Origin of the sequence: Ligilactobacillus ceti DSM 22408, from assembly GCF_000423245.1 — a bacterium.
GTDB lineage: Bacteria > Bacillota > Bacilli > Lactobacillales > Lactobacillaceae > Ligilactobacillus > Ligilactobacillus ceti.
Genome location: NZ_AUHP01000014.1, coordinates 24,385 through 39,491, shown reverse-complemented (window position 1 = coordinate 39,491; position 15,107 = coordinate 24,385). Strand labels below are relative to the sequence as shown.

Here is a 15,107-nt window from a genome sequence, read left to right as displayed (position 1 = left end):
AGGTTTTTTATGAAACAACGTAGTCGAATTTTAGCGAGTGTTGTTGGTGTTATTATAGTAATGAGCGTAGTTATTAGTTTCTATAAGAATCAGATGACAATGATTGATTTTGGATTAATTTTAATCGGATTAGTTTATTTATATCGTGGTTTTGCGAATAAAGTTTTTATCAATAAAATCACATTGTTTATTGCTTTTATGGGAGTAGCAGATGTTGGTTTATATTATTTTAGTGGCCAACCAATGGATGCTTTAGAAATCGTTGATTATTATCGTTATCGTGGCATCAAGAATAGCTAAATTCTGTGGATAAATAAATTAAATTAAAAAAGACGACTTATCCCCAAGTGGATAAGTCGTCTTTTTTTAATCTTCAAATGTAATTTTTGCTACATTTTTATATTCTTTTTTAATTTCTTTTGTTAAGGCTTTTTTCAAATCATCTTTATCGTCATCATCATCGAAATCACTTTCAAATTTAATATCAACGAGATAAACTTTTTTCGAATTTTTATACGCGGTACTTGTGATTACATAATCAATTTCATCAGGGGCCAATTCACGAATATTTTTGTTCATTTTTTCGAATTTATCTTGTTCGCTTTGTTGGCTGACAAGTTGGTTGCTGACGCGATCACGAGCGATTAATTTATTAATATAATCTTCGAATTGTTTATCTGATAATTGTGAAAGTTCCGCAATTTGATTCACACGAATCTTATAACCTTCTAAATTATATTTTGGTAATGTTTTTTGAATAGCTGCAATTTGTTTTTGGGATAAGTTATGCCCAGTTGCTGTGACGGTAATTGTTTGGGTCTCTTTATCCACATTTTGTTGAATTACAGTTGCTTTTTTAAATTCATCGGAAATTAAGTTTTTAACATTTGCTTCTAAAACAGATTGTTCAACTAAAGATTTAGCTGTTAAAACACTTGGGATTAATAATAAAATTGTTACGGCAACAATAATCCATTGTGTTTTAGCTGTTTTTTTCGAATCTTCAGTAACAGTTGCTTTTTTATAAGGATGTTGTAAAATCTTTGTCCCGATAAATGTTGTTAAAATAATAAAAAAGGCATTGATAATAAATAAATAACTAGCACCAAAGAAATAACGCCAATTAGCAACTGAAATTGCATAACCCACTGTACAAAGTGGAGGCATCAAAGCAGTCGCAATAGCGACACCAGGGACGATATTGTTGGCAACTTTTTTATGTGAACCAATAATACCGGCAATCCCCCCGAAGAGAGCGATTAATGCATCCCATAAAGTTGGTGAAGTGCGGGCTAAAATTTCGGCACTGGCATATGAAATAGGTGAAAAATAAAAATAAATAGTTGAAATTAGTAACGCAATTACGACTTCTAAGCCTAATGAGGCAATGGAACGATTTAAAGTTTTGGTGTTATATGTAGCTAAACCAACCCCGATCCCTAAAATAGGAGACATCAAAGGTGAAATTAACATAGCCCCGATGACTGCTGGAGTGGAATTCATATTTAAACCAATACTCGCAATGAAAATCGCTGACGCTAAAATAAAAAGATCAGGAATTCTGATTTTACTATCAGCATAAATTTTCTGCGCGAATTCATTGTAGGTATAGTCACTTTGTTGTAACATCGAAAAACTCCTTCTAAAGATTTCATCAAATATGATATATAATAAATATTATACCATTGATTTTGTACGGAAGAACTTAAATAAGAAAGGTCTTAAAAATGAAGAAAAGATTAGTTATTGCTGAAAAGCCGAGTGTCGCTCGTGATTTGAGTCGGGTTTTAGGTGCTACGCAGCAACATAAGAATTATTTTGAAGGAAAAGATGTTATTGTGACATGGGCATTAGGTCATTTATTGAGTTTGAAAATGCCAGAAGAAATTGATCGAAATTGGCAAAAATGGCAAATGGAAACATTGCCGATGATACCAAAAAAGATCGGAATTAAACCATTACCCAAAACAAGAGGTCAATTAAAAACAATTCAAAACTTAGTGAAACGTTCTGATATTAGTGAAGCCGTGATTGCGACTGATGCTGGTCGAGAAGGTGAATTAGTTGCGCGGTGGATTTTGGAGTGGGTTCGTTTTAATAAACCGGTGAAACGTTTATGGATTTCTTCACAAACAGATAAAGCTATTAAAACGGGGTTTGCTAATTTAAAACCAGCAGAAGCTTATAATGATTTATATTATTCCGCATTAGCGAGAGCACAAGCTGATTGGTTAGTTGGTTTAAATGTGACGCGGGCTTTGACTGTTAAATATCAAGATAATTTATCAGCTGGACGGGTACAAACACCAACATTAGCATTAGTTCGAGAACAAGAAAAGAAAATCGAAAAATTTATTCCCAAAAAATATTTTGTAGTGAATTTAAAAGTTGGGCAAAAGACAGCTCAATATGTGACGAAAAATCCGCAAGCTTTAACAGAGAGAGCGGCAGCAGAAAAGTTAGTGAAAAAACTACAAGTAACTCCCGGAAAAGTTAGTGAAATTCAAGTTAAAGATCGTTATGAAGCTGCACCGTTACCATATGATTTAACGGAATTACAACGCGAAGCCAATGCACGTTATAATTATTCAGCTAAACAAACATTGTCTTTAGTGCAAAGTTTATATGAAAAACATAAAGTAGTGTCATATCCTAGAACTGATAGTAAATATTTAAGTACTGATTTGAAAGCAACGATGAAAGAGCGTTTGTTAGCGGTGCGTAATTTTGCACCGGAACAAGTGCAAAAGTACTTAAAACAAGGTGCCAAAGTGGTACAACAAAAAGTATTCAATAATAGTAAAGTTAGTGATCACCATGCTTTGATTCCAACTGAACAAGTACCTAATTATGCTAAATTCAGTAATGATGAACAACGAATTTATAATTTGATTGTAGCGCGTTTTTTAGGTCTTTTTGCACCAGTCCATCATGAAAAACAAGCTAAAATTATGATTGAATTTGGTCAAAACTTGTTTAAATTACAACAAACAACAGTGATTGAAGCTGGTTGGAAAGAAAATACAGTGACTGAACAAGAACAGGTGTTTACTGTCGGTGAAAAAATTAATCCACAATTTAATTTAGAAGAAAAATTGACTCAACCACCACGGCCTTTAACAGAAGGTACATTATTAGGTAAAATGGAACATTATGGATTAGGAACACCGGCTACACGTGCTGAAATTATTGATAAATTAATTCGTAGTGAATTGTTAGAGCGACAAGGTAATAGTTTACGTGTGACACCGAAAGGAAAACAATTACTCAATTTAGTTAATCCTGAATTAGCAACACCTAAATTAACCGCTAAATGGGAAAAAGAATTAGAAGCAATTGCACAAGGAAAATATAATAGTCAAAAATTTTTACAAGAAATTAAAAATGATACTAAACGTTTAGTTCGTGAAATTAAAAATAGTGAACAAAAATATCAAGATTTTTCTTTAACGCAAAAACCTTGCCCGGAATGTGGAGCAATGTTGAAAGTTAGAAAAACACGTGATGGTGAAATATATGTTTGTTCTAATCAAGAATGTGATTATCGTCGTCGTAAAGAAGCGCGGGTGTCCAATCATCGTTGTCCGCAATGTCATAAGAAGATGTTAATTATGGAAGGTAAAAACGGTAAATATTTCCGGTGTAAATATGATGGCACGACAGAAAAAATGACCGGTAAAAAAGAGCGTAAGAAAAAAATGAATAAACGTGAAGAACGTCGTTTGTTAAAGAAAATTAATCAAGATCAAGAACCACAAGAAAGTGCATTAGCTCAAGCTTTAAAAGCCGCCTTAGGCCAAGAAGATTAAAAAATATTTAGCTAGCTGGTAAATAATTACTAGCTAGCTTTTCATTTCTAAAAAAATTGATAAAAGAGAGTCTTATTGATTTAAAAAATAAAATAATGGTGGTAAAATTTCTGATAAGAAAAGAGGTCTTGAAGATGTTAGATAATCTTATTTTGAAAAAATTAATGAAAAGTTCCTTTAATATTCCTTTAGAAGTGACATATCCTAACGGTAAAACAGAAGTGTATGGTGAAGGTGTTCCGGAAGTAAAAGTTAAGTTTAATAAAGATATATCTTTGAAAGATTTACGTAAAAATGCCTCCATTACATTAGGTGAAGCCTATATGGACGGTGATATCGAAGTTGAAGGTTCGTTGCAAAAATTAATTAAAGCGGCTTATGATGCTCATGATAGTTTTTTATATAATAAACATTTGAAACATTTCTTACCTAAACAAGATCATAGTGTGCAAGAATCTCAAAATGATGTTCAAAGTCATTATGATATTGGGAATGATTTTTATAAATTGTGGCTTGATCCTACAATGACATATTCTTGTGCATATTTTGAAAAAGAAAATGATAGTTTAGAAAAAGCGCAAATTAATAAAGTGCACCATATTTTGCATAAATTAGATTCTCATCCCGGACAAACATTATTAGATATTGGTTGTGGTTGGGGAACATTGATGTTAACAGCTGCACAAGATTATGGCTTATCAGTAGTTGGTGTAACTTTAAGTCAAGAACAATATGATTTTGTTTCAAAACGAATTAAAGAACTTGGATTAGAAGGCAAAGCTGAAGTTTATTTATTAGATTATCGTAAATTAGACCATGTGCCTTTTGACTATATTACAAGTGTCGGCATGTTTGAACATGTGGGGCAAGAAGGTTTAGCGGAATATTTCCAACGTATTTCACAATATTTAAAACCAGAAGGTGTCGCTTTAATTCATGGGATTACACGTCAACAAGGTGGTGCATATAATGGTTGGATTAATAAATATATTTTCCCAGGTGGTTATGTGCCAGGCATGAATGAAAACTTAACACATATTATCCACGCTGGAATGCAAGTTGCTGATTTAGAAATGTTACGCCGGCATTATCAAAAGACTTTAGAAATTTGGGATAGTAATTTTAAAGCTGTCTTACCGGAAGTTCAAAAAATACATGATGAACGTTTTATTCGGATGTGGGATTTATATTTACAAGCTTGTGCAGCTTCTTTTGAAGCCGGTAATATTGATGTGATGCAGTTCTTATTATCAAAAGGCCCAAGTGGAAAAGATTTACCAATGACAAGAAATTATATTTATGAAAAAGAAATCAAATAAAAAAGCAAATCGGCTAAAAACCGATTTGCTTTTTGTTTTAATGTAAGGTGAAATATAAAATCACAATGATTCCTAAGACAATTCGATACCAACCGAATATTTTGAAATCGTGTTTTTTAATATAGTTCATTAATAATTTAATGACAATAATAGAAGTGATAAATGCCGTAATCATTCCAATAGCTAAAATTAATGTTTCCATACCTGTGAAATGGAAACCAAATTTATAAAGTTTGAAAAATGAAGCACCAAACATAACGGGAATCGCTAAGAAGAATGTGAATTCAGCAGCAACTGTGCGTGAAACGCCCAAAATTAAAGCACCGACAATTGTAGCGCCAGAACGAGATGTTCCAGGAAAGACTGCAGCGATTAATTGGAAGAAACCAATCATAATCACAGTGAAATAAGTTAAGTCATTAATTGTATTAATTTTAGGTGTTTTATTTTTATGCACTGTTTCAACCCAGATAAAGGCTACACCAAAGACAATTAAAGCTAAAGCAACGGGGATTGGTTTGTAGAATAATTTTTCAAATGTTTCATTGAATAAAACTCCGACAACACCAGCAGGAATGCAGGCAATCACAATTTTAACCCACATAATAAAGATATCTTTATCCATGTAGTTCCAAATTTTAGCTTGGGAATTGAAATTTGGAGTTAAGGTTTGCTTTTTGTGGAACGGCCAAATTTTACTCCAATATAAAATAACAACGGCTAAAATTGCGCCTAACTGAATAACAACTTCAAACATACTATAAAAATCACGACTAACATCTAATTTAACGAATTGATCTAATAAGATCATATGACCAGTACTACTGATCGGTAACCATTCTGTAATACCTTCAACAATCCCGAAGAGAATGGATTTTAAAATTTCAAGCATAGTTAAGTATCCTTTCTAACTGTTTAACATTTTTTAATTATAGGCTATGTGACTAGGAATAACAACTCAGAGCCAATGAAATAAGGGAATCATTTAACAGAATATCAAAAAATTAGTATAATAAAGTTAAAACATTAAGGAGTGGATTATTATGCATAGTATGAAAGATGTTAAACGAATTTTAGTCGGTGTAACACCTAATGATGATGCGCAAGTAGCGTTTGATGTGGCTATTGAACGTGCAAAAGAGTTAGGGGCTACTTTAGTAATTACTTCGATTTTAGATTTAGATGAATTAAATGTCTATGAAGTCCTTAGTGAAGATTATCTTAAAAAACATCAAGCAGCCTTGGAAGAACAAGTGCAAAAATATAGCACTTTAGCACGAGAACAAGGTGTTAAACACGTGGAAGCAGTTGTTGGTCAAGGAAAACCTGGGGAAGTAATTGTTAAAGAAATTCTTCCGGCAGCGAATATTGATTTGATTATGGTAGGATCAGCTACTAAAACTGGTTTGAAAAAACATTTTGGTTCGCAAGCAGCTTATATTGCTAAATATGCACCAGTTTCTGTTTTAGTTATTCGTTAAAGTATAAAAATATTTAAACTTCATGAGTCTATTATGACGCGGATTTTAATTCATGGTAGAATTATTTATTAGAGTAGAGAATATAGTAGGAGCGTGTGACATGAGTCAGCAACAAGAAAAAAGAAAAGCTGAGCTAGCGCGAGCGTTAAGATCATTATTGAAACATGATGCCATTGAAAAAATAACAATTGAAAAAATTTGTCAAGAAGCCGGCGTGCACCGGAGTACTTTTTATCGTTATTTCCAAGATAAATATGATTTATTACATTATTCTTTTGATGAATTTTTAATTGCGAGAATCGATGAAAACCATGTTATTGAATCAACAATTAGTATGATTGCTGAAGATAAAGCTTTATTCCGGAATGTATCTATTAACAATGAAAAGTTTTCGTTGTTTGAAATTATGTTAGAAATGGTTAGTCAACATCTTTTAGCGGGAGCGTCAGCAGGGCGTTTACATGATATTGAATGGGTGGAACAATTAATTGTTCATTCTAAATATCCGAAGTTAACAAGCGAAATGGTGGCTGGTGCAATTTTAACAGGATTGCTGCAATGGATTAACAGCAATTACCAGATGGATGTTTCCGAAATTAGTGATTTCATTCGGAATTTACAAAAATTCAGTGATTCACAAGCAAGAAACTAAACGTGAGAAAAGGCTAGTTATAAAAGTAAAAAAAATTTATAAAAATAAAGTCGTATTGTTTTACACATTATTCTAAATAGCGTAAAATTTAATTATCGAAAGGTACATATACGGTAAGAGAGACGCAGTTGTGGCTGCTATAAACAGGCGTGCTATTTAGGAGGAGTTTTACAATGAATTCATTACAGAAATCTATGACAAATTTAATGCAAGTTTTACGATTACATGAACAATCAAGTGGAACAATTGACGAATTAGCTAAGTTAGGTGTGGTTGATTTATACTATCTAGAAGCTATTTATCAATTAAAAGAACCAACAATTGGAACTATTTCTAAAATGTTGGATCAATCAACACCAAACACGAACTATCATATTAAAAAGTTAACTAAATTAGGTTTGATTGAAAAACGCCTTGATGATGTGGACCGTCGTGTTACTCACTTGTATGTAACTGATAAATATCTTGATATGCTTGAAGCAGATGCTCAATATTGGATTGATTTGCAAATTAAATTAGAAGATGAAATTGCTTTAAGTGATTTAGCAACATTTAAACGTGTTTTACATCAAGTTACAGAAATTATTGCAGATAGTAACTTAAGTTAAACAAGCGACTGTTATAAGTTAGAACTTAATAAGTAATAATGAGAACTATTTTTTACAAATAGTTCTTTTTTTTATGCTATAATTTAGGATAAAGATTTTTCATGAGTGAGGTAAGAGATAATGCACATGCAAAAGAAGTCCTATCGGTTAGCTTTGTTAGCGTTGTTTACAGCTATTATAATCATGCAAAATTTCATTCCGTTAATTGGATATATTCCAATTGGACCATTAAGCTTAACCGTTATTCAAATCACGGTAATAGTGGCAGCTGTTTTATGCGGTCCTAAATTTGGCGGGATTGTTGGTGGTGTTTGGGGAACGATTACTTTTATTCGCGCATTTGTTTGGCCGACGAGTCCTTTAGCAGTTTATGTATTTACAAATCCGTTAATTGCAATTTTACCGCGGATTTTAATAGGTGTCGTAGCAGGTTATGTATATTTGTTTTTACATAAAAAAGGTCGAAAAACATGGCTTGCTAGCTGTATAGCAGCTGTTTTAGGTTCGTTAACTAATACTATTTTAGTATTAGGCCAAATCTATCTTTTTTATCGCCATCAAGCACCATTGTTGTATCACATTGATATGCAAGCTTTATTACCATATTTATTAGGTGTTATTGGGACGAATGGGATTCCCGAAGCGATTTTAGCTGGAGTGGTAGTTCCTGTTGTAACTCGTCCTTTATTGAAACGAAAAGTTAATTAGAAAATCTTTTGTAAAGGAAAGGTGAGCGCCGTGGCAAAAAAACGCCCCTATAACGCGTCTAATCAGCAACGACCAACTTATTTTAAGAAAAAAGTCAGTTTTTGGCGACGTCAAAATAATTTTTTTGTGCGCCGCGGTAAGCTTCAAGTAACACATTTGTTGTTAGTAGTTTTAATTTTAAGTGTTGCTTCTTTTCAAATTACACATTGGATTAATCGTCAACAAGCACCTAACCAAGCGCAAATCAATGAACCGGATGCAGCCGTTAAAAAAGCTTTCATTGAAAAAATAGCTCCTGTCGCTCAACAAGAACAAAAAGATTATCAAATTTTTGCCAGTATTATTTTAGCGCAAGCAGCCCTGGAATCAGATTGGGGTCGAAGTGAACTAGCAACTAAATATAATAATTTGTTTGGAGTGAAAGGGACCGGTGTGAATAGCGCCTTAATGAAAACGAAAGAATATATTAATGGTCAATGGATTGTGGTTAAAGCTAATTTTCGGGTTTATCCGAGTTGGAGTGCATCTGTGAAAGATCATACGCAACTTTTGGTAAAAGGGACTGATTGGGATCGAGCGCATTATCAAACTGTTGTTCAGGCGGGAAATTATCAAAAAGCAGCCCGTGCCTTACAACAAGAAGGTTATGCCACTGATCCGAATTATGCGGATAAATTAATCAATTTGATCGAAAAATATGATTTGAATCAGTATGATTATTAATATTCCGAACCAAATGAACTAGAATGTAGCTTAAAAACCGAATAATTACTGTTGAACAAGCTAGGAATATATGTTATTATTACAACCAAAGAAAAACTTATATAATGCTTTGATATGGAAAGCTGTTTCTACCTAAGACCGAGAATCTTGGACTATAAGTAAAATTAGAAAACCGACGTGGACTTTTTTTACTTATTTTTTAAGTGAGAAGAGTCTTTTTTATAATTAAAAAGGGAGATGTTAAAACGTAATGAAATTGTTAGAAGAAAGAATTCACGAAGACGGCGTTGTTTTACCAGGAAATGTATTGAAAGTTAATCAATTTTTGAATCACCAAATTGATCCAGAATTGATGAAACAAGTAGGGGAAGAATTTGTTCGTCTTTTCCAAGATGAAGAAATTACTCGAATTGTGACAGTTGAAGCTTCTGGGATTGCGCCAGCAATTATGGCCGGTTTATTATTACAAGTACCTGTTGTGTTTGCACGTAAAAGTAAAAGTTCAATCACAGATCAAAATGCTTATACTGCAGAAGTATATTCATACACAAAGAAAGTTACTAACACGATTTCTATCGATCGTAAATTCTTAGATCCTAACGATAAAGTTTTAATTATTGATGATTTCTTAGCAAATGGTCAAGCTGTAATTGGCTTGTTAGATATTTGTGAAGCAGCTGGTGTTGATGTTGTCGGCGTCGGTATCGTAATTGAAAAGAGTTTCCAAAAAGGAGCACAACTCATTAAAGATCGGGGCGTTCGTTTAGAATCATTAGCTCGGATTGCATCATTTTCAGAAAATCAAGTGCATTTTGTCGAAGAATAAAAATAATCAATGAAAATGGGAGATGAGCAGATGAAAGAGAATAAAGTTAAAGAAGTTGGTCATGGTAAAGCTGCTATTTTAGGTATTCAACATTTATTAGCTATGTATTCGGGTGCGATTGCCGTACCATTATTAATCGGGACAGCATTACATTTTACAAGTACAGAAATGACGTATTTAGTATCGATTGATATTTTTATGTGTGGACTTGCAACATTCTTGCAGTTAATGCGTAATCGCTATTACGGAATTGGATTGCCAGTTGTTTTAGGTTGTGCGATTCAAGCTGTGGAACCTTTGAAAATGATTGGTCAACAATTTACAATCGGAACAATGTACGGAGCGATTATTATTGCCGGGATATTTGTTGTTTTAATTGCGGGGCAGTTTGCGAAAGTTAAAAAATTATTCCCGCCGGTTGTGACAGGTTCTTTAATTACAGTCATCGGTTTATCATTAATTCCAATCGCTGTTTCTAACTTAGGTGGTGGCCAAGTTAGCAGCCCAGACTTTGGTAGTTTAGTAAATATTGGTGTTGGATTCTTAACTGTTTTAATTATTTTAGTAGTGCAAATTTGGGGACGAGGATTTTTAAATTCAATTTCTGTTTTAATTGGTTTAATTGTCGGAACAATCATTGCAGCCTTTTTCGGATTAGTATCTCTTGATCCAATTATTAACGCTCCTTGGTTCCACTTCCCACAACCATTTTACTTTGGTGCACCACAATTCGAATGGTCTTCCGCTGTTACAATGATTATTATTTCACTTGTATCAATGGTTGAATCAACAGGTGTTTATTTTGCCTTAGGTAATATTTTAGACAAGAAAATTACTACAAAAGATTTGAAGCTTGGTTACCGTGCTGAAGGTTTAGCAGTTATTTTAGGTGGGGTATTTAATACATTCCCATATACAACTTTCTCACAAAACGTTGGTTTATTAGAATTATCAGGTATTAAAACAAAACGACCAATTTATTGGTCAGCAGCCTTCTTGATGTTATTAGGTTTATTACCAAAAGCAGGAGCCTTGGCAACAATTATTCCTAATCCAGTTTTAGGTGGCGCGATGCTAGTTATGTTCTCAATGATTAGTGTTCAAGGTATTCGGATGTTATTGGATGTTGATTTCCATGATGAACGTAATATTTTAATTGTAGCTGTTTCAGTCGGATTAGGACTTGGGGTTTCTATTTATCCGCAAATCTTCCAAAACTTACCACGGACAATTCAATTATTCTTAGGTAACGGGATTGTTGTTGCAAGTATTAGTTCAGTTGTTATGAACTTAGCATTTAAGGGTAAAGAAGGTTTAGATCAAGAACAAATTACACAAGAAGATGAACCTTTAATTACATTTGATAACTAAAAATTAATTTTAAAAGAACGTGTTAACTACACGTTCTTTTTTTGCGTTAAAATATGGTAAAATTAAAGATAAAGAAAATGGAGCGTAAGCTTGTAATTAGTAGGGGAAGTAGTGAAAAGATGGATAAGAAAATAATTTTTCCTGGGGATACGTTAGGTGTTATCGGTGATAGTCCAAACGGAATTATGTTAGTTGAAGCTGCTAAGAAATTAGGTTTAACGGTGATTGCTTATAGTAATCAGGAAGCAAGCCCAACTTTAAAAGCTAGTGATGTGAAAATTGTGGGTGAATTATTTGATTTAGGGAAACTCCGTGATTTTGGTGAACGATGTGATGTGGTTGTTTATGAATCAGTTCAAGTTGCTGCGGATATTATTGAATATTTAAGTCAATATACATATATTCCTCAAAATAAAGAAGCTTTAGTAATTGCACAAGATCGTTTATTAGAACGGACTTTTTTAGAACAATTGAATATTAATATTGCACCTTATGCGACAATTGTTAGTTTAGATGATATTTATCAAACGATTGGTTCAATTGGTTATCCTTGTATTTTAAAACCAATTCAAAAGGGCTTTTTCAAAAATCGGCAACGTATTATTCGTAAACAAACTGATATAGCTAAATGTAGTGATATTATCGAACAGGGAACTTATGTTTTAGAATCTTTAATTCCTTACAGTCAAGAACTATCAATTATTTTAAGTCGGGATTGTTTAGGGAATTTGAAATTTTTCCCAATTGCACAAGATGTTTATCGTGAATATCATTTGCATCAAGTGCTAGTTCCGAGTCAAATTAGCGATCCTGTTGAAACAGAAATTAAACGAATTGCAAGTCAAATTGCGACAGCTTTAGAATATGTTGGCGTGATGCAAGTTTCATTTTATATGACAGAACAAGGTAATCTATATGTGAAAAAATTCGTTCCAACGTTGAGTCAAACTGGATTTGTGTTTGATAAAGCTACGAATATCTCGATGTTTGAACAACATTTGCGGACAATTTGTAATTTACCAATGGCAACACCAAAGTTACTCGCAGCCACAGCAGTTGTGATGTTAGAAAAAGATAAAATGGAAGATATTCGTACGCAATGGATTTTAAAAGATAATTGGTTTTATAATTTTTATCGATATCCTAAATCACTTCAAGGGCGCAATATGGGTTATTTACTTGTGACGGCACCAACGATTCATGCGGCGAAAGATCAAATTGAATCAACAGGTATTTGGGAATAAATTAACGAAAAGACCGTTTGTTTTAGGGCGAACTTAAGACACGGTCTTTTGGCTTTTTTCAAGCGATAGAAAGCTGAATTTGCTATAATATTTAATGATTGAAATTACGAGAGGGTTGGAAATTAAAGTGACAAATAAATTATTAACTGGATTAAACCAAAAACAAAGTGAAGCTGTGCAAACAACTGATGGCCCAGTCTTAATTATGGCGGGTGCAGGTAGTGGGAAGACACGTGTGTTAACACATCGGATCGCTTATTTAATTGAAGAAAAACAAGTATTACCTTGGAATATTTTGGCAATTACATTTACCAATAAAGCAGCTAAAGAAATGCGTTTACGGGTTAATAAATTAGTCCAAGATGATGCAGATGCTATTTGGGTATCTACTTTCCACGCTCTTTGTGTACGGATTTTACGTCGTGATAGTGAATTAATCGGTTATAATCGTTCTTTTACTATTGCAAGTACGAGTGAACAACGGACTTTAATGAAACATGTTTTAACTGATATGAATGTTGATTTAAAAAGATATGAACCAAAAATGGTTTTAGGTTCGATTTCTAATGCTAAAAATGATTTAGTGACACCGCAAGAATATGCTAAGCAAGCGCAAGGTCCTTATCAAGGAATTGTTGCTGAAGCATACGCTAATTACCAAGAAGAATTGAAAAAGAATCAAGCTTTTGATTTTGATGATTTGATTATGCAAACAATTCATTTGTTTAAAACATCACCAGAAACATTAGCATATTATCAACGTAAATTTAAATATATTCATGTAGATGAATATCAAGATACGAATGAAGCACAATATGAATTAGTTAATATGTTGGCCGCTGAATATCATAATATTTGTGTGGTGGGTGATGCTGATCAAAGTATTTATGGTTGGCGTGGAGCTAATATGGAAAATATTATGAATTTTGAAGATGATTATCCGGATGCTAAAGTGATTAAATTGGAACAAAATTATCGTTCTACGAAAAACATCTTACAAGCAGCTAATAGTGTGATTGAAAATAATGTGAAACGTAAAGTTAAAACATTATGGACAGATAATCCAGCCGGAGCAAAATTACATTATTATCGTGGACATTCTGCTTATGATGAAGCTTATTATGTGGTGAAAAATATTCGTCAACAAATGCAAGAAAATAATTATGATTATGGACAATTTGCGGTTTTATATCGGACAAATGCCCAATCACGTTTAATTGAAGAAGTTTTTATGAAAGCGAATGTACCTTATAAATTAGTCGGTGCACATAAATTCTATGATCGTAAAGAAATTCGCGATATGATTGCCTATATTCGTTTGGTAACTAACTTTGATGATTCATTAAGTTTTGAAAGAGTTGTTAACGAACCGAAACGAGGAATTGGTGCGACAACTTTAAATAAATTACGTAATTTTGCAGCTTTGCATAGTTTATCGTTATTTGTAGCTGCTGAAAATGCCACATTAGCGATGTTACCAGCACGAGCAACCAACCAATTAATTGCCTTTACAGAAATGATTAAACAATTAAGAGCTTATCAATTAGAACATAATTTAACAGAATTAATTGATGAAATCATGGTAAAAACTGGATATAAAGCAATGTTAGAATCTGATAAAAGTTTAGAAAATCAAAGTCGTTTAGAAAATATCGAAGAATTAAAATCAGTAACGCAACAATTTGAAGAAAAATGGGAACCAGAAGATGAAGAAGCTAATCTTTATGATGATTTCTTAGCGGAATTAGCATTAGTTTCTGATCAAGATAGCGTGGAAGAAGATGCCCAAGAAGTGACATTAATGACATTACATGCGGCGAAAGGTCTGGAATTTCCAATTGTATTCTTAATGGGTCTAGAAGAAGGTATCTTCCCATTATCCCGAGCTGCGGAACAAATTGAAGAATTAGAAGAAGAACGCCGTTTAGCATATGTAGGTATTACACGTGCTGAACAGGAATTATATATTACGAATGCTTTAGAACGAATGTTATATGGACGTAAACAAAATAATCCTGCATCACGTTTTATTAAAGAAATCGATGAAGAAGTTTTAGAATCTGATAATCCAACTTTAGCGTCTACTAATAAAGCAACGCCATTTGCTAAAAATCAAGTGCGTAAAGCAAAAATACCATATCGCAGACCAGCAACAAAAACAGTTGCTAATTCAGGAACTGGTGCGCAAAAACAAGCTTGGCAAGTCGGCGATAAAGTATTGCATAAAGCCTGGGGAGAAGGAACGATTGTTAGCAGCAGTAAAGCTGGGGATGAATTAGAATTAGATATTGTCTTTACTGAACAAGGAATCAAACGTGTCTTGGCAAAATATGCCCCAATTACGAAGAAACCATAAAAGGAGTTGG

Annotated in this window: 14 protein-coding genes and 1 riboswitch; of the genes, 12 read left to right on the top strand and 2 right to left on the bottom strand. The window is 33.2% G+C overall.

Going from position 1 to position 15,107, the window contains the following annotated elements:
• The first annotated feature begins 9 nt into the window (after positions 1 to 9).
• Entirely contained in the window at positions 10 to 300 is a 291-nt protein-coding gene (locus tag G540_RS0101655; RefSeq protein WP_027106595.1) for a hypothetical protein, read from the top strand.
• 66 nt (positions 301 to 366) lie between these two features.
• Here the strand turns inward: G540_RS0101655 and G540_RS0101650 are convergent, their stop codons facing one another.
• Positions 367 to 1,629, bottom strand: a complete 1,263-nt coding sequence (locus G540_RS0101650) for a DUF389 domain-containing protein (protein WP_027106594.1) — start codon at positions 1,627 to 1,629, stop codon at positions 367 to 369.
• Positions 1,630 to 1,727: 98 nt separating this feature from the next.
• Here G540_RS0101650 and G540_RS0101645 point away from each other — a divergent pair, with 98 nt between their 5' ends.
• On the top strand, positions 1,728 to 3,809 hold the full coding sequence (locus G540_RS0101645) for a DNA topoisomerase III (RefSeq protein ID WP_035463497.1): 2,082 nt from the start codon (positions 1,728 to 1,730) through the stop codon (positions 3,807 to 3,809).
• A 134-nt stretch (positions 3,810 to 3,943) separates the two neighbouring features.
• Entirely contained in the window at positions 3,944 to 5,128 is a 1,185-nt protein-coding gene (locus G540_RS0101640; protein WP_027106592.1) for an SAM-dependent methyltransferase, read from the top strand.
• Between the two features lie 37 nt (positions 5,129 to 5,165).
• On the opposite strand, the gene G540_RS0101635 is transcribed toward G540_RS0101640, so the two are convergent.
• On the bottom strand, positions 5,166 to 6,020 hold the full coding sequence (locus G540_RS0101635) for an undecaprenyl-diphosphate phosphatase (protein WP_027106591.1): 855 nt from the start codon (positions 6,018 to 6,020) through the stop codon (positions 5,166 to 5,168).
• 151 nt (positions 6,021 to 6,171) lie between these two features.
• Between G540_RS0101635 and G540_RS0101630 the strand changes: the two genes are divergently transcribed.
• The 9 genes from G540_RS0101630 (at position 6,172) to pcrA (ending at position 15,097) form a co-directional block, all read left to right on the top strand.
• Positions 6,172 to 6,609 (top strand): universal stress protein, encoded by a 438-nt coding sequence (locus G540_RS0101630; RefSeq protein WP_027106590.1) that lies wholly within the window; start codon positions 6,172 to 6,174, stop codon positions 6,607 to 6,609.
• Between the two features lie 100 nt (positions 6,610 to 6,709).
• Positions 6,710 to 7,261, top strand: coding sequence for a TetR/AcrR family transcriptional regulator (locus tag G540_RS0101625; protein ID WP_027106589.1), 552 nt, complete (start codon positions 6,710 to 6,712; stop codon positions 7,259 to 7,261).
• Between the two features lie 173 nt (positions 7,262 to 7,434).
• On the top strand, positions 7,435 to 7,869 hold the full coding sequence (locus G540_RS0101620) for a MarR family winged helix-turn-helix transcriptional regulator (protein ID WP_027106588.1): 435 nt from the start codon (positions 7,435 to 7,437) through the stop codon (positions 7,867 to 7,869).
• A 120-nt stretch (positions 7,870 to 7,989) separates the two neighbouring features.
• Complete coding sequence (locus G540_RS0101615; protein ID WP_027106587.1) at positions 7,990 to 8,577, top strand: ECF transporter S component; 588 nt, start codon at positions 7,990 to 7,992, stop codon at positions 8,575 to 8,577.
• A 30-nt stretch (positions 8,578 to 8,607) separates the two neighbouring features.
• Positions 8,608 to 9,300: a glycoside hydrolase family 73 protein gene (locus G540_RS0101610; protein ID WP_338048086.1), complete on the top strand. Its 693-nt coding sequence runs from the start codon at positions 8,608 to 8,610 to the stop codon at positions 9,298 to 9,300.
• 77 nt (positions 9,301 to 9,377) lie between these two features.
• Positions 9,378 to 9,475, top strand: a riboswitch (purine riboswitch).
• A gap of 75 nt (positions 9,476 to 9,550) precedes the next feature.
• Positions 9,551 to 10,126 carry a xanthine phosphoribosyltransferase gene (locus G540_RS0101605; RefSeq protein ID WP_027106585.1) on the top strand — a complete coding sequence of 192 codons (576 nt, stop codon included), beginning with the start codon at positions 9,551 to 9,553 and terminating at the stop codon, positions 10,124 to 10,126.
• A gap of 30 nt (positions 10,127 to 10,156) precedes the next feature.
• The gene (locus G540_RS0101600; RefSeq protein WP_027106584.1) at positions 10,157 to 11,497 is read left to right on the top strand and encodes a nucleobase:cation symporter-2 family protein; all 1,341 of its coding nucleotides are present in this window, start codon (positions 10,157 to 10,159) and stop codon (positions 11,495 to 11,497) included.
• 119 nt (positions 11,498 to 11,616) lie between these two features.
• The gene (locus tag G540_RS0101595; RefSeq protein WP_027106583.1) at positions 11,617 to 12,741 is read left to right on the top strand and encodes an ATP-grasp domain-containing protein; all 1,125 of its coding nucleotides are present in this window, start codon (positions 11,617 to 11,619) and stop codon (positions 12,739 to 12,741) included.
• A 94-nt stretch (positions 12,742 to 12,835) separates the two neighbouring features.
• Complete coding sequence (gene pcrA, locus G540_RS0101590; RefSeq protein ID WP_051188915.1) at positions 12,836 to 15,097, top strand: DNA helicase PcrA; 2,262 nt, start codon at positions 12,836 to 12,838, stop codon at positions 15,095 to 15,097.
• Positions 15,098 to 15,107: the final 10 nt, after the last annotated feature.